At 61.9% G+C, this 15,165-nt stretch carries 17 protein-coding genes, 1 other RNA gene and 1 riboswitch; of the genes, 12 read left to right on the top strand and 6 right to left on the bottom strand.

The features are described 5' to 3' along the window. Positions 1-123: 123 nt before the first annotated feature. The 4 genes from AC6I97_RS10185 to AC6I97_RS10170 all read left to right on the top strand — a co-directional run bounded on the left by AC6I97_RS10185 (position 124) and on the right by AC6I97_RS10170 (position 2,434). Positions 124-723, top strand: a complete 600-nt coding sequence (locus AC6I97_RS10185) for a GDSL-type esterase/lipase family protein (RefSeq protein ID WP_216923989.1) — start codon at positions 124-126, stop codon at positions 721-723. 83 nt (positions 724-806) lie between these two features. Then, positions 807-1,655 carry a DUF4097 family beta strand repeat-containing protein gene (locus tag AC6I97_RS10180; protein WP_497944821.1) on the top strand — a complete coding sequence of 283 codons (849 nt, stop codon included), beginning with the start codon at positions 807-809 and terminating at the stop codon, positions 1,653-1,655. Further along, positions 1,655-2,269 carry a PadR family transcriptional regulator gene (locus AC6I97_RS10175; RefSeq protein WP_497944820.1) on the top strand — a complete coding sequence of 205 codons (615 nt, stop codon included), beginning with the start codon at positions 1,655-1,657 and terminating at the stop codon, positions 2,267-2,269. The genes AC6I97_RS10180 and AC6I97_RS10175 overlap by 1 nt, the downstream gene beginning before the upstream one ends. A 90-nt stretch (positions 2,270-2,359) precedes the next feature. After that, the gene (locus AC6I97_RS10170) at positions 2,360-2,434 is read left to right on the top strand and encodes a 50S ribosomal protein bL37 (protein ID WP_369299106.1); all 75 of its coding nucleotides are present in this window, start codon (positions 2,360-2,362) and stop codon (positions 2,432-2,434) included. A gap of 128 nt (positions 2,435-2,562) precedes the next feature. Here AC6I97_RS10170 and rsrA read toward each other — a convergent pair whose 3' ends face one another. Next, positions 2,563-2,823 (bottom strand): mycothiol system anti-sigma-R factor, encoded by a 261-nt coding sequence (gene rsrA / locus AC6I97_RS10165; RefSeq protein ID WP_224088022.1) that lies wholly within the window; start codon positions 2,821-2,823, stop codon positions 2,563-2,565. After that, positions 2,820-3,632 carry a sigma-70 family RNA polymerase sigma factor gene (locus AC6I97_RS10160; protein WP_275964554.1) on the bottom strand — a complete coding sequence of 271 codons (813 nt, stop codon included), beginning with the start codon at positions 3,630-3,632 and terminating at the stop codon, positions 2,820-2,822. The genes rsrA and AC6I97_RS10160 overlap by 4 nt, the downstream gene beginning before the upstream one ends. A 193-nt stretch (positions 3,633-3,825) precedes the next feature. Here AC6I97_RS10160 and AC6I97_RS10155 point away from each other — a divergent pair, with 193 nt between their 5' ends. From AC6I97_RS10155 to AC6I97_RS10125, 7 genes are all read left to right on the top strand, one after another. Then, on the top strand, positions 3,826-4,341 hold the full coding sequence (locus AC6I97_RS10155) for a DoxX family membrane protein (RefSeq protein ID WP_224088024.1): 516 nt from the start codon (positions 3,826-3,828) through the stop codon (positions 4,339-4,341). Between the two features lie 6 nt (positions 4,342-4,347). Beyond that, complete coding sequence (gene aroA / locus AC6I97_RS10150; protein ID WP_497944819.1) at positions 4,348-5,733, top strand: 3-phosphoshikimate 1-carboxyvinyltransferase; 1,386 nt, start codon at positions 4,348-4,350, stop codon at positions 5,731-5,733. A gap of 2 nt (positions 5,734-5,735) precedes the next feature. Further along, complete coding sequence (gene rsgA / locus AC6I97_RS10145; protein WP_497944818.1) at positions 5,736-6,851, top strand: ribosome small subunit-dependent GTPase A; 1,116 nt, start codon at positions 5,736-5,738, stop codon at positions 6,849-6,851. Positions 6,852-6,905: 54 nt separating this feature from the next. Continuing rightward, positions 6,906-7,718 (top strand): histidinol-phosphatase, encoded by an 813-nt coding sequence (hisN, locus tag AC6I97_RS10140; RefSeq protein ID WP_224088029.1) that lies wholly within the window; start codon positions 6,906-6,908, stop codon positions 7,716-7,718. A 181-nt stretch (positions 7,719-7,899) separates the two neighbouring features. Then, positions 7,900-8,013: riboswitch (SAM riboswitch) on the top strand. 31 nt (positions 8,014-8,044) lie between these two features. Further along, entirely contained in the window at positions 8,045-9,454 is a 1,410-nt protein-coding gene (locus tag AC6I97_RS10135) for an aminotransferase class V-fold PLP-dependent enzyme (protein WP_497944817.1), read from the top strand. A gap of 103 nt (positions 9,455-9,557) precedes the next feature. Next, the gene (locus tag AC6I97_RS10130; RefSeq protein WP_497947029.1) at positions 9,558-10,379 is read left to right on the top strand and encodes a class I SAM-dependent methyltransferase; all 822 of its coding nucleotides are present in this window, start codon (positions 9,558-9,560) and stop codon (positions 10,377-10,379) included. A gap of 9 nt (positions 10,380-10,388) precedes the next feature. Next, positions 10,389-11,102 carry a metal-dependent transcriptional regulator gene (locus AC6I97_RS10125; RefSeq protein ID WP_224088030.1) on the top strand — a complete coding sequence of 238 codons (714 nt, stop codon included), beginning with the start codon at positions 10,389-10,391 and terminating at the stop codon, positions 11,100-11,102. Positions 11,103-11,120: 18 nt separating this feature from the next. Here AC6I97_RS10125 and AC6I97_RS10120 read toward each other — a convergent pair whose 3' ends face one another. Next, positions 11,121-12,575, bottom strand: a complete 1,455-nt coding sequence (locus AC6I97_RS10120; RefSeq protein WP_497944816.1) for an MFS transporter — start codon at positions 12,573-12,575, stop codon at positions 11,121-11,123. 88 nt (positions 12,576-12,663) lie between these two features. Between AC6I97_RS10120 and AC6I97_RS10115 the strand changes: the two genes are divergently transcribed. Then, positions 12,664-12,993: a hypothetical protein gene (locus tag AC6I97_RS10115; protein ID WP_309929137.1), complete on the top strand. Its 330-nt coding sequence runs from the start codon at positions 12,664-12,666 to the stop codon at positions 12,991-12,993. Between the two features lie 24 nt (positions 12,994-13,017). Here the strand turns inward: AC6I97_RS10115 and AC6I97_RS10110 are convergent, their stop codons facing one another. From AC6I97_RS10110 to smpB, 3 genes are all read right to left on the bottom strand, one after another. Then, positions 13,018-14,031, bottom strand: coding sequence for a S1C family serine protease (locus tag AC6I97_RS10110; protein ID WP_497944815.1), 1,014 nt, complete (start codon positions 14,029-14,031; stop codon positions 13,018-13,020). A 146-nt stretch (positions 14,032-14,177) separates the two neighbouring features. Beyond that, positions 14,178-14,546: a transfer-messenger RNA gene (ssrA, locus tag AC6I97_RS10105) on the bottom strand. A gap of 130 nt (positions 14,547-14,676) precedes the next feature. Beyond that, entirely contained in the window at positions 14,677-15,147 is a 471-nt protein-coding gene (gene smpB, locus AC6I97_RS10100) for an SsrA-binding protein SmpB (RefSeq protein ID WP_026540087.1), read from the bottom strand. Positions 15,148-15,165: the final 18 nt, after the last annotated feature.

Here is a 15,165-nt window from a genome sequence, read left to right as displayed (position 1 = left end):
GGAGGTGCTGTCAATGCACTTCCGGCCGGGCAGTTCTGTTTAATGGGACAGGTACCCGGTTCATCAAGCCGGCCCCGGATCCAAAAGCCGTGCAAGGACCGTAACGAGTGTGAAGAGGTAACCGTGGAAGACAGGAAGCTGCGTATCGCGGCTGTAGGAGATGAATTGCTCGCCGGCCTGGGTGACCCCCGCGCCTTGGGTTGGCTCGGAAGGGTGCTGGCCCGTACGCCCCAGGACACCGTCGTGGTGGAGAGCTTCTCACTCCCCTGCCCCATGGAAGGCACCGAAGGACTAGCGTCACGGTGGCAGGACGAGGCGGGCCGCCGTTTCAGCGACTCGCACGAGAACCGATTGGTCATAGGACTCTCCGGCCGTGACCTGGAGTTCGGGCTTTCCACGGCACGCAGCCGGTTGAACCTGGCCAACATTCTTGATGGTGCCTCGCACAGTGGCGTTGAAGTGTTCGTGGTGGGCCCTCCACCCACTCTTGACCCGGCGCGCAACAAACGCCTGGCCGATTTGAATACAGCATTTGCCGATGTCACCACCCGCCGCAACCACCACTACGTTGACACTTTCTCTCCCTTGCTGAACCACGAGCAGTGGAGGACGGACCTCGCAGCCAATGGCGGGACACCAGGACAGGCCGGCTACGGATTGATTGCGTGGCTCGTGCTTCACCGCGGCTGGTTCCAGTGGCTTAACATCGCCCAGCCGGAGTAGCCCTCCCGTCGGACCATTGCATTCCCCCCATTCGCGATATATCGTGTTTTCATCAACGCGATATATCGCAATTTGGAGGGATCATGTCTGACGAGCTTTGGACCGTGACGGGCCCACAAACCATCGATGTGGACGATGTCCACTCGCTCAAGCTTGGAATAGTCAAGGGAAGGTTCGACGTCGTCAGCCACGACGAACCTTTCGTCCGGATCGAGGTCAGCGAAATCAGCGGCGACCCCCTGACCATCACGCTGGTGAACGGTCGCCTGGAGGTACGCCACCAGCTCCAAGGACCACAAGGTTGGTTCCGAAACCTGATGGGTACCGTCAACAACACCAGCACCAACTCGGTAGTGGTTGGGATCGCGCTTCCGCGCGGAGTGGACGTCGAAGCGGGAACAGTCAACGGCGATGGCATGGTCTCCGGCATCGAGGGACGGATCCGGCTCAACACAGTTTCGGGCTCCGTCATGGCCGACGGGACCAGCGGTGAGTTGCACGTCAACACCGTCAGCGGCGAAGTCATCGCCAGAAACCACGACGGCGTCCTGACCGCCAAGAGCGTTTCAGGTGAAGTCACCGCCTCGGGCAGGTTCAAGAACGTCAGGGCAAGCACAGTGAGCGGTGACCTCAGCTTCGACCTCCACGACTACACCAACGACCTCGGAGCCAATTCGGTGTCAGGGGACCTAACCATCCGGCTGCCGCACGATGTTGGCCTGGACATCGTTGCCAAGTCCGCCAGCGGCACCGTCATCATTGATGACCAGATGTATGCCCAGCCGGGTAGCAAGGTGCAGACCATCGTCGGTCCGGATGAGAGGCTCATGCTGGTGCGGACCAATACTGTCTCCGGCAAGACCTACATCATGCACGGCACAGCGCCGGCATCGGGAAATGACCAGCCGGTGCCTGGGGAGGCGGGTCTCTGATGCCTCCTGTTTTTGCGCATGGCGCCCTTCGCTTATACCTCCTGGCATTGCTTGAGTCAGGACCCAAGCACGGATACGAGCTGATCAAGGCCCTGGGTGACCGGTTCGGCGGCACCTACTCCCCCAGCGCCGGGACGATCTATCCCCGTCTGGGGAAACTGGAGGAGGAAGGCCTTGTAGCTACGGAGACTGAGGGCCGCCGCACCAAGTACTTCGTCACGGAAGCAGGGCTGGCGGAACTGAACCGGCGGCGGCAGGAGCTTGCCGACGTCGAGGATAGTATCTCAGCCTCCGTGCGGCGGCTGGCCGACAACCTTCGGGAAGACATCAGATCCAACATGCGTGGGCTGAAGGCAGATCTCGCCGCTACTGCGGAGGCCGCGCGCAGCACTGCGACGACCGCCACCTTCCAAAGCAGGACGGCAGCCTTTTCCCCTGAAGGCCACAGAATACTCAAAGAGGCCGAGCTCCTGGTCCAATCATTCCGCGATGACATCCGCGTGGAGTTGCGTCAACACAGCGCCTCGCACCCACTCAATCCCGTAACCCTCGAGACAGTGCGTGCAGTGCTGGACCAAGCACGCATCTCAATCAGGAATTCGCTGCGGAGCTGACAAAGCTCCACCCGGTTCGCGAGCGAACGTCCGGATGTGCGAAACTGGAGGGCAGCTCTATTGAGTATCAATCATTGAAGGAGGCCAGCTATGAGCAAGCGTGCACGTAAGCGTCGTGACCGTAAGCGCGGCGGCGCGAACCACGGCAAGCGTCCCAACACCTAAGCCATCGGCTTAGCGTCAAGGCTTAACAGCAAGGGCCCCGGAAACCATACGGTTTCCGGGGCCCTTGGCGTTTGCGGGGCCTTGACCCGGCCCATTCTTGTCAGCGGCGACGGATCAGCGGCGCTGGATCAGGCCTCCACCGGCTTGATGGAGTGGATCCGGTCAAGTATTGAGTTCTTGAGGTTCTCTGGCGCGGACTCCGTGCACGAACGCTTGACCATGGTGCGGATAAGGCACTCAAGGTCATACTGCTCAGCACATTCCTCGCAGGTGTCCAAGTGCTGCTTGATGTCTGTGAGGTCCTCGCGGGTCAATGCGCCGTCGAGGTACTCATAGATCCTCTGCATCCGTGTGTCGTCGCAATCGCCCAATCCCTGGCAGTCGCTCATTGCTCTTTCTCCTGATTGTTGCTCCCGGCCGCGGCCTGGTCTTCGGTGTGGGCCTTGAAGCCCCGTTCTGCGGCGTAATCCGCCAGCATGTCCCGCAGCATCTTCCGGCCGCGGTGCAACCGCGACATGACTGTGCCGATCGGGGTGTTCATGATCTCGGAAATCTGCTTGTAGGCATATCCTTCGACGTCGGCGAAGTACACAGCCAACCGGAATTCCTCCGGGATGGCCTGCAACGCGCTCTTGACATCGGAATCCGGCAGGTGGTCCAAGGCTTCAGCCTCTGCCGAGCGCAACCCGGAAGAGGTGTGCGACTCGGCCTTTGCCAGCTGCCAATCCTCAATCGTGTCCGAGTTGGACTGCAGCGGTTCACGCTGCCGCTTCCGATAGAGGTTGATGTAGGTATTCGTCAGGATCCGGTACAGCCAGGCCTTGAGGTTGGTCCCCGGCTTGTACTGGTGAAAAGCCGAAAACGCCTTGGTGTAAGCCTCTTGGACGAGGTCCTCGGCATCGGAGGGATTCCTTGCCATCCTCATCGCCGCTGAATACAGCTGGTCCACGTACTGCATGGCGTCGCGCTCGAATCGCTCCCGCCGCTGTTCGGGAGTTTCCGTCGCGACATCGACGTCGGCCCGTGCCGATGCGTCTCCTGCGCCGTCCTCCGGGGACGGATCGGCTGCTTCGTACATGGCCGCTGCGGCCGGTTCAATGGTGCTCATCGTTGCCAAGTCTACTGTCAGCTTCCGGGAATCCCGCTGTGCAGGATAGCCAGCCTCCAGCAGACCCACGCGGTCCTTAACCAAGGTCAAAAAACCAACTCCGTTCAGCGAAGCGGCAACACCATGCCGCGGCCCGGCCTTCACCGTGCTTGTTGTTCACAACGGCAGCAGCTGGGTAAATATTCCGCAAAGATGCAAGACTAGAGCAGACTGCACCCCTTGAACACAGCACTTAGTGAATAACGTCATGAACCATCGTGACAAGCCATCCAGGAGGCAAGACATGTCTGTTATCCGTTTTCTCGCCCGGCCGATGCTCGCGTCCAGCTTCGTCATCGCAGGTCTGGACAAGCTCAAGAACGCGGACGACACTGCCAGGCAACTGTCACCGGTCCTGCGCCGCGCCGCGGAGTCGTTGCCCTTCCCAACCGACGAGAAGGTCCTGGCCCGGGTCATCGGTGGCGCGCAGCTGGGGGCCGGCGCACTGCTTGGACTTGGCAAATTCTCCCGCTTCGCGGCAACGGTTCTGGCGTTGACGTCCGCGCTGAACTCCTATGTGGAGTGGCGCTCAGCCGACATCAGCACCAAGGACGGCCGCAGCGCACGACGGGCCCAACTCCTGAAGAACATTTCCCTGACGGGCGGGGTTTTGCTGGCCTCTGTCGATACTGAAGGCCGCCCCAGCCTTGCATGGCGGGCCGAGCACCTGGCTGCCGACGCCAGGAAGGTCACGGGCAAGCAGCTCAAGCGGGCAGACAAAGCAGTACGCAAGGCCGTAGACAACGCAGTTGGAGCATAAGGAAGCATGACAGGTACCACCGCAGCAAACACGGGTTCAAACTCCGTCGACACCCTGCCCCTCTGGGCAGCTCCCTACGCCACCAGGCCAGTGGATGCCACAGTGACGGTGCCGGGCTCAAAATCGCTCACCAACCGTTTCCTGGTCCTCGCAGCATTGGCCGACGGCCCTTCCCGCCTGCGGGCCCCCCTTCACTCCCGCGATTCCGTCCTTATGATTCAGGCGCTCAGACAACTGGGTGCCACCGTCACCGAGGTACCCGGCGACGGTGATTATGGACCGGACCTTGAGATCACTCCCATGGATCCTTCGGCTTCGGGTGCGGAGACTGCCATCGATTGCGGCCTTGCCGGTACGGTTATGCGCTTCGTTCCACCTTTAGCTGCGCTACGCAATGGTCCAACCACGTTCGACGGCGATCCCCATGCCCGTAAGCGGCCCATGGGAACCATCATCGAAGCGCTGCTCGCCCTCGGAGTTCCTGTCGCCACCGAAGGCGGAAGGACGCCGTCGGCCCTTCCCTTCTCTGTGGATGGCACTGGCGAGGTTCGGGGCGGCCATCTGGTGATCGATGCCAGCGCATCGTCCCAGTTCGTTTCGGCCTTGCTGCTTGTAGGCGCCAGATTCACCGAAGGCCTTCACCTGGAACACGTTGGCAAGCCTGTCCCCAGCCTGGACCACATCAATATGACCGTTTCCGTCCTTCGCGGAGTGGGCGTCAAGGTGGACGATTCGGTACCCAACCACTGGCGGGTCGCACCTGGCCCCATCCACGCCTTCGACCAGCGGATCGAACAGGACCTTTCCAACGCCGGCCCGTTCCTTGCCGCAGCCCTGGCAACCCGCGGAACCGTCCGGATCCCCAACTGGCCCACCCAGACCACCCAGGTGGGTGATCTTTGGCGGTCCATCCTGGTTGAGATGGGTGCCACGGTGACACTCGAAAACGGCACGCTCACGGTTAAGGGCGGCCCGGAAATCAAAGGCGCCGACTTCGACGAAACCAGCGAGCTCGCGCCCACGGTCGCTGCGCTGTGCGCACTGGCCACAGGCCCTTCACGGCTGACCGGCATCGCGCACCTCCGTGGCCATGAAACCGATCGGCTCGCCGCGCTGGCCGCTGAAATCAATCGGCTCGGCGGAGACGCAGAAGAAACAGCTGACGGCCTGATCATCCGCCCGGCCACTCTGCATCCCGGCGTCGTACACAGCTACGCCGACCACCGCATGGCTACGGCCGGCGCTATTTTGGGGCTCGCCGTTGAGGGCGTCCAGGTGGAGGATATCGCTACCACCTCCAAGACGGTGCCCGAATTTCCGCAGATGTGGGAGGCCATGCTGCAGCAGGGCACGGGCGAGGACGAAACCGTCACCAGTGAGGCCAGCAACTGACCATGGGCCGCGACGCACGCTCCTGGGACGAATCCGACGTCCGGATCCGTCCGAACAAAAAAGGATCAAGGCCCCGCACCAAAGACCGCCCCAGTCATGATGACGCGGTCATTGGCCGGATCATCACGGTGGACCGCGGGCGCTACACCGCCATCGTTGGAGAAGACTCCTCCGATGAACGTATTATCATCGCTGCACGCGCGCGTGAACTGCGACGAAACCCCGTCGTCCCCGGCGATTTCGTCGCCTTGGTGGGGGATGTATCGGGAGAGCCGGATACCCTCGCGCGGCTGGTCCGCATAGAGGAGCGCAAGACGCTGCTGCGGCGCAGCGCTGATGATACCGACCCCATCGAAAGAGTGGTGGTGGCCAACGCAGACCAACTTGTGGTGGTGGTCGCCGCGGCCAATCCGGAGCCCCGGACGGGCTTTATTGACCGTGCTTTGGTTGCAGCCTACGACGCCGGGATCGAGCCGCTGCTGCTTGTCACCAAAGCAGATGTCAAGGATCCTGCGGAGCTGTTATCCAACTATCTCAGCCTGGACTTTCCGATCATCATCAGCCGTACGGCAGATGATGAAGCGTCCGGTATTGACGCCCGCTCCGACGACGGACTGTCCGCGAGGCTGGACAGCCGCGCCGTTGCCGAATTGCGGGCACACCTTGATGGAAAAGTGACTGTCATGCTGGGCCATTCGGGCGTCGGGAAGTCCACCATGGTCAATGCCCTGACGGGAGCCGAACGGGCTACCGGTGGTGTCAACGCCGTCACCGGGCGGGGCCGGCACACGTCGTCCTCGGCGTTGGCCCTGAAGCTGGCAGACGCCCCACCGGGTAGCTGGATCATCGATACCCCCGGTATCCGCTCCTTCGGACTGGCGCACGTGGACCCCGACCGCATCCTGCATTCCTTCCCCGACCTGGAACCGGGCACAGAAGCTTGTGAACGCGGTTGCAAGCACGATGCCGGCGCCATCAATTGCGGACTTGATGCCTGGGTGAACGAGGGACACGCGGGTCCTTCCGGAGTGGCCCGTTTGTCTTCGCTCCGGCGGCTGCTGGGCGCGGACCCGCGTATGGAAGCGAAAGAGACCAAGGAATTGGGTACGGTCAACTAAGTGTCGGCGCAAGGCGATCCAACTGCAGGGAACGTTTCACGATAGTTTGGTGGCATGACCCAACCCGTTTCCAGCTACAACGACGACCTGCGACTGGCCCACGTGCTGGCGGATTCCGTGGACGCCCAAACCATGGACCGCTTCAAGGCCTTGGATCTGCAGGTCGAGACCAAGCCTGACCTCACGCCCGTGACGGATGCCGACAAGGCTGCGGAAGAAGCCATCCGCGGCCAATTGTCACGCTCGCGCCCCCGTGACGCCGTCCTCGGCGAGGAGTTCGGCAGCAGCGGCCACGGCTCCCGGCGTTGGATCATCGACCCCATCGACGGCACCAAGAACTTTGTTCGGGGCGTTCCCGTGTGGGCTACCCTGATCGCGCTCGTTGACGAAGGCGAGCCCGTCGTTGGAGTTGTCAGCGCCCCGGCGCTGGGCAAGCGTTGGTGGGCAGCAAAGGACATGGGCGCCTACATGGGCCGCTCCCTGGCATCAGCCACCCGGCTCAGGGTGTCCAACGTTTCGCGGTTGGCCGATGCTTCAATGTCATATTCCAGCCTCTCCGGCTGGAAGGAACGCGGCAATCTGGACGAGTTCCTGGGGTTGACGGAAGACATCTGGCGCACGCGCGCCTATGGCGACTTTTGGTCCTATTGCCTGGTAGCCGAGGGGGCTGTTGACATCGCCTGCGAGCCAGAGCTGAATCTTTACGACATGGCAGCACTGGTTCCCATCGTGACGGAAGCCGGCGGCCGCTTCACCTCATTGGAAGGCGAGGACGGCCCCTTCGGCGGCAACGCCCTGGCCACCAACTCCATCCTCCATTCGGAGGTCCTCAAGCGGCTAAACCCCGCATTGGATGACCTCCTCTGACCCGGCGGACCAACAGGCCAACCGGCTGAGCATAGAATTTTCGACGGCGGAAGCCTCCTTTTCGGGGCATCCGCCGTCTTTTCTTCGCCCAAAACCGGGATTCCGGACCCTTCGTAACAATCTGCTTAACAAAGCGAAGCGACTTTGGAGCAGGCCAGATGCGTGGCCTAACCTCTTTACAGGTCACGAGTGCCAGCGCTAAACCCCGGTTTGCTGGCCGGCAACCCTCCATTCGCGGTGGGGTGCCCCGGGTGACGACCTGGCCGGTCCGGAACGGATACGGCAAGCGCGGATCCCCATAGGGGGTCCCTCTTGAGTGAGGTCCCATGAGCACTGCTACGTTCAACTCCACCGTTCTGCCGTCCCTTGCGGTCGAAGAAGCAGCGCACGAAGCCGCTGCGGGCAGGCCCCTGGCCGCCGTCACAGGCGCGGAGCTGCAAGCTCCCCTGATCCAGGGTGGCCACGTCCGCTACGCCAACCTCGACTACGGAGCATCCGCTCCCGCGTTGACCATCGTTTCTGCGTATCTCAACGAGATCCTCCCCTACTACGCCAGTGTCCACCGCGGCGCGGGCTACGCTTCCCAGATCAGCACCTCGGTCTACGAGAACTCCCGCGACATCGTCCGTGAATTCGTCGGCGGCCGTCCGGATGATTCCGTCATCTTCACCCGGAACACCACGGACTCGCTGAACCTGCTGGCGGGCTGCCTCCCGCAACTCGACGGAAAGCCAACGGGCGAGGTCCTTTACCTGGACATCGAGCACCATGCCAATCTCCTTCCCTGGCAGGGCGTCCCCCACCGCAGTGTCGTAGCTGCTTCGACACTGACCGCTACCTTGGCCAAGCTCCGCGAGGAACTCAGCCAAGGCGGCGTATCTCTGCTGGCGGTCACCGGTGCCTCGAACGTGACCGGTGAAATCCTGCCGATCGCCGAACTCGCATCACTTGCACACGAATACGGTGCCAGGATTGTGGTGGACGCCGCGCAGCTTGCCCCCCACCGCCGCATCAACATCGCCGCCGCAGACGTCGACTACATCGTGTTCTCCGGCCATAAGCTCTACGCTCCGTTCGGCGCCGGCGTCGTTGTGGGCCGTCCCGACTGGCTCGACGCCGGTACTCCCCACCTTGCTGGCGGAGGCGCTGTTCGTGAGGCGCGCCTGGACTCGGTCAGCTGGGCCTCAGGTCCCGCCCGCCACGAGGGCGGCTCCCCCAATGTCCTGGGTGCGGCAACGTTGGCCCGCGCGACGCAGGTGCTCGCCGGCTTGGATCAGGATGCCTGGCATGCCCATGAAGCTGGAATCCGCTCCTACCTCGTACAGGGACTTGAAGCAATCGACGGCGTGACGGTCCACCGGATCTTCAGCGACTCCGAGGACACCATCGGCGTGGTCAATTTCTCGGTGGAAGGATTCGACGCCGGACTGGTCGCCGCCTACCTCGCCGCCGAACACGGTGTAGGACTTCGTGACGGCCGCTTCTGCGCCCATCCCCTCCTCAAGCGGCTGGGCCTCCCATCCGGCTCACTGCGAGCCAGCTTCGGCGTGGGCTCCCGCCTGGAGGATGCCACGCGGCTGCTGGCTGGTATCGAGGAACTCAAGCGCACGGGTCTCGGCTGGGACTATGTAGTGGACGAAGGCCGCTGGGTGCCGGCAAACGACCACCGCAGCTACCCGGAATGGGCGCCAAACACGCCGGGCACCGCAGGGGCTGCACCCTGCACTATTGACTGACACAGCACTATTGACTGAAACAGCACGGTTGCTGATGTACACGTACTGTGCGGTAAATTCGTAGGGTAACCGGCGTTCGCGGTAAAGGAGTCTGTGCGTGGCCGTGCCTTCCCGTAGTGTTTCCGGCGGAAGTGTTTCCGGCAGCGCTGCCAGGCCAGGTGGTCCCAAGCTGCATGCCACGCGCCGCCACGAACTGGGCCAGAGCTTCCAGGACGGCGGCGAACACTACGATCGAGTTCGGCCCGGCTATCCCACAGACTCAGTGGTTTGGCTTCTTCCTCCTGGAGCGAAGTCCGCCGCGGATATTGGTGCAGGCACAGGAAAATTCACGGCACTGCTCGTGGAACGCGGCCTGCAGGTGGCCGCCGTCGATCCTTCCACAGACATGCTGGAGCAACTTCGAAAGTCCTATCCCTGCGTTCAGGCGTTGGAGGGTACGGCCGAGGCAACAGGGTTGGCGGACTCAGTATTCGACGTCGTCAGCGTTGCCCAGGCCTGGCACTGGTGTGACCCGCTCAAGGCCAGCACGGAGATCGCCCGCATCCTTCGCCCCCACGGAGTTCTTGGCCTGGTATGGAACCAACTGGACACCTCTGTGCCCTGGGTCCATCGGCTATCACGCATCATGCACGCCGGAGATGTGCACAAGCCCGGCTTCCGGCCAGTTATCGGACCGGAATTCACGGACTTGGAGAGCCATCTCACCAGCTGGGAGGACGCCGTGTCTCCGGAGGACATCATGGAGCTCACGAAATCGCGCAGCTACTACCTCCGCGCCAATGAAGCCACCCGCGCAAAGGTCATGGGCAACCTGGCGTGGTACCTCTACGATCATCTCGGCCATGCCCCTGGCCAACGACTGGGATTGCCGTACGTGACGACTACCTGGCGGGCCCGCAAGATCCACGGCGCCCCGCCACGGTAGGCTTGGTGTGTGAAGACCAGTACGCCCTCCTCCTCTATCGAGGACTACGTCAAGGTCATCTACTCCTATACGGAGTGGCAGGACAAACCAATTACGTCCTCGCAGCTTGCCCTGCGGCTTGGCGTTGCCAATTCCTCGGTGTCTGAAATGGTCCGCAAGCTCAAGGACCAGGGCTTGGTGGACCACCAACCCTACAGCGCCATCAGGCTGACTCCGGAGGGCATGCGGCTGGCGCTGTCCATGGTCCGGCGCCACCGCCTCATTGAGACATACCTCGTGGACGAACTCGGTTACAGCTGGGATGAAGTCCACGATGAAGCTGAGATGTTGGAACACGCGGTGTCCGATACGTTCATCGAGCGCATGGCCGCCAAGCTTGGCCACCCCCTGCGGGATCCTCACGGTGACCCCATTCCCTCGGCTGACGGATCCGTGGAGCTCCCTCATGCGTACCGCATGATCGAGTTGGACGAAGGCCACTCAGGCCGCATCACGCGGATCAGCGACGAAAATCCTGATCTTCTTCGGTATCTCGCGTCGGAAGAGATTACCTTGGACGCTCCTGTTGAGGTGGTGGGACGCAAACCATTCGGCGGAGCCTTGGTGGTTCGGATCGGCAGCGGAGCCCAACGGCGCGAATTCGATCTCGCGGATGAAGTTACAGCGGCACTTTGGGTCCAAAGCGCCGAAGTCCACGAAGGCTGCGTGCTTCCCGCGCGCTGACCCGATGCGCTGCCTGGGCTAGCTACGCTGGCTGGCCGAGCCGCCGTCGTCGGACGCAGTATCCGTGTCGCTGTCAACGGTAGCTGCCGCTTCGGGCTGTGGGTTGCGGATCCCGACGGCGGACGCCACCGCCCCGATGACGAACAATGCCGCCGTGACAATCAAGGCATTGTACAAACCTTGCCGTGTGAACACCGGACCAACGATCAGGCCGGCAAAGGCAATGCAGATGAGGCCTGCAATACGGGCCACGGCGTTGTTGACGGCCGAACCAATCCCGGCCTCTTCCTGGGGCACCGCGCCCAGAATCGCTGCGGTGAGTGGCGCGACGAGAGTGGTGAGTCCCACGCCAAAGACGATCTGCCCCGGAAGCACCTGGGTCCAGTAGTTCAGTGGCTCCTGGACGGAGAGGGACATCAGAAAGCCCACAGCGCATAGCAGCGGCCCCACGGTCATGAACCATCGCGGACCATATTTTCCTGCCAGCCCACCGAAGTAGGACGCCGTCAGCATCAGGATGACGGTCGCCGGGAGCAAAGCAATTCCCGCGATGGTAGCCCCCATCCCTCCAACCTGCTGGAGATAGATGCCCAGGACGAAGAATCCCAGCGATATCCCACCGTAAATCGCGAGCGTGGCAAGGTTGCCCCACCCAAAGTTCCTTATGGCAAAGAGCCTCAACGGCAACATGGGCTCCCTGGTCCTCGCCTCGTGGACCAGGAACAACACCATCGCCGCCACACCGGCCAGGAGCGGCAGCCACACCTGGACGCTCGTCCATCCCATCCGGCCCTGTTCTATGAAGGCGTAGACGGGACCACCTAGTCCGATCATGGCCAGGACAGCGCCGAGGTAGTCGATTCCCTTGCTCTTGTCCCTGGCCACGTCCGACGCCCGAAGCCCCGCGAGCAGAGGCCAAATCGCGACGGCGGGAATGACGTTGATGAAGAAGATCACACGCCATGACAACATGTCCACCGAGACGCCGCCAATGAGCGGACCGACGATTGCGGCAGCACTCGTCCAGCCCGACCATTGGCCAATCGCTTTGGACTGGGAAGGTCCTGAGAAGGACGTAATGATCATGGCCAACGAACTGGGCACGAGGAGCGCGCCGGCAATCCCTTGAAGTGCGCGGGACACCACCAGGACTTCCCCGTTCCAGGCCAGGCCGCACATCACCGACGTCAGGGCAAAGCCCGCCAGCCCCCATTCGAGGATCCGTGCCCGGCCAAAGTGGTCCGATAGTGAACCAGCCACGAGGATGAGCGCCCCGAGGGTCAATAGATAGGCATCCACCACCCATTGCTGGATGACCAAGCCACCGCCAAGTTCACGTCCAATGGCCGGGAGGGCCAAGTTGACCACGAAACCATCCAGGATGGCGATAAAAGAAGCCACAATTGCCACAATGAGCACCCGTTTTTGAAGCGGCGTTCTCGGCAGCAAAGCCACAGCATCCGTCATGTGCACAGCCTACGCGGCATTCCTCCAGGACGAAGTCCCGTATCGTTAAACAGTGATTAGTAGACGTGACGCAGCATTGGCCCTAGATATCTCCATGGAAATGGCCCAGCGCCACGGCATCCCTTCACGGCTCTCAGAAGCGGAACTACGGAGTCTCCAGGACAATCCTCCGGCCTGGCTGATCCAGTCACGTGCCAACCGCACGGGCAAACGGCCTGTTTGGGTCCACCTGACCTGCGCAGTGTGTGGGTATTCAGAAGCGGTGCGGCCCAAGAAGTGGTGGCCCGATTTCTCGTTCGTCTTTTGCGGGCACCATAAGAACAGTGAACTGCCGGAACTGTTCCTGGGTGACGTGCGCAGCGAATATGAAGGCGTCGGCAGCCGCTTTGTTGGCGTGGTGGACGTCCGCGAGGACCAGGCCTAGCATCGCCTCATTGTTGCTGGCTCGTCATTGCTGGCTCATCTCCGAGGGAACGGCTATCAGCTGTACCGTTTTGCCGTCCCGCAGCACGGTTAAGGGGAACGGTTCGCCTATGGCCTCGGCAAACAGCAACTTCTGCAGGCTCTCTGCACTGGAGACAGCCCTGCCCTGGGCCCGAAGCACCAGGTCCCCTGGCTGGAGCCCCGCTAACTCCGCAGGCGAGGCCGCGATGACCTCCACCACACGCAGGCCCTCCTTTTGGCCAGTCCGCACCACCGCACTGGCATCAAGCGGGATAGGCGTACTCACCAAACCCAGGTAGGCCCGGCGCACCCTCCCATCCTTGAGCAGGGAGGCGATAATCCGTTGGGTCGTCCTATTAATAGGTACGGCGAGTCCAAGGCCCAGTCCAGCAATGGCCGTGTTGATGCCCACGATGCGGCCCCGGGTGTCGGCCAGGGCGCCGCCCGAGTTGCCCGGGTTAAGGGCCGCGTCAGTCTGGATGACATCCTCGATCACCCGCCGGTGCTCACCTGCACGGACGGGGATGGATCGTCCCAGCCCGCTGACCACGCCGGCAGTCACTGATCCGGCAAGACCCAGCGGATTGCCCACCGCGATCACCAGCTGGCCAACCCTCAACGAATCGGCGTTACCCAAAATGGCAGGTGGCGGAGTGGGTTTGAGACCACGTACTACCGCCAGGTCAGACAACGGATCCGCCCCCACGAGCTCCACATCGGTCTGCTTGCCATTCGCAAACACCGCTCTTCCGGACTGGATGCCGGCCACGACATGGGCGTTGGTGAGCATGTACCCGTCACCGGTAAAGACCACGGCCGATCCGCTGCCCACACGCAGCTGCCCGTTCCGGCGCGCACTCGTCATCTCGATAGCGGCGACATGAGGCGTGACAGACTCCGCAACCTGGATGACGATCTGCGAGTACGCGTCCAGGGCCGCGTCGTCATCCTGCTCGGTAGGCGCTTCTGAATCCCGGCCGTCATCCGGAATTTCAAACTCTGGCTCAGTACTCATCACATGCCTCCTGCTACCGCGGTGCCTACCCTGTACAACGGCCAGGACAGGCCGGCTAGTCCTCGTTCCCCTACGCCGTGGGTGAACGGCCAGGGCATCTTGTCCGGACAGAGAAAAAGCCCCCGGATCACTAGGATCCGAGGGCTTTCCGGTGGAGATGGGGGGAATTGAACCCCCGTCCGATGTCGTTTTGTCAGGGCTTCTCCGGGCGCAGTTTGCGTCGGATTTTCTCGGCCCCAGCCATCCTGCAAACAGGTGGCTGATCCGGGCCCAGTCATCTAAAAGTCCCGTTTACCTCAATGACGAAGGCAAACAGCAGTGGCTATCTAAATGACGCCAGGAACCGGGGCGATAGCAACCCCGGGCTGACGGACTGTCTTACTGCTTAGGCAGCGAGAGCGAAGTCAGTGCGCTTAGATTCGGCACTTATTGGTTTGCAGACAGCGTTTACGAGATAATTCTGCATCCTCGGCCCGCTTCACCTGTCGCGACTAACATCGTCGAAACCGATCATCCCCGTATTTTGTTACCAAACCGGCAAGTCATTCATCAGGCGATCAAATCCCTACCGGACTATCCATCATAACGCATTCACGCGGAAGATCATTCCCGCGATTCCATCCCAGGGCGGAGCACCGACATCCGAACCTAGCGGCGGTTGCGCTCCCGCAGTTCGCGCAACGATTCACGCTTATCCTGCTGCTCACGAAGCGTTTGGCGCTTGTCGTAGTCCTTTTTACCTCGGGCTATGGCTATTTCAACCTTTGCCCGGCCGTCCAGGAAGTAAAGCTGCAACGGCACCACGGTGAAGCCGGATTCGCGGATCTTCTGGGAGATCTTGTCCAGTTCTTCACGGTGAAGCAAAAGCTTACGACGGCGGCGCGCGGCATGGTTGGTCCAACTCCCCTGGTGATACTCGGGGATGTGGATGCCCTCCATCCACAGTTCGTCATTGTAGAAGGTACAAAAGCCGTCCACCATGGAGGCGTGGCCTTCACGGAGGGATTTCACTTCGGTACCCATCAGCGCAATGCCGGCCTCATAGGTATCCAGGACATGGTAGTTATGCCGGGCCTTCCGATTGGTGGCCACTACCTTACGGCCACTTTCCTTGGGCACGGTAGAACTCCTTGTTAG

Source organism: Arthrobacter sp. TmtSoilC48, assembly GCF_059739425.1.
Note: the sequence above shows the minus strand (reverse complement) of the source record. Positions and strands in the feature narration are given on the sequence as shown.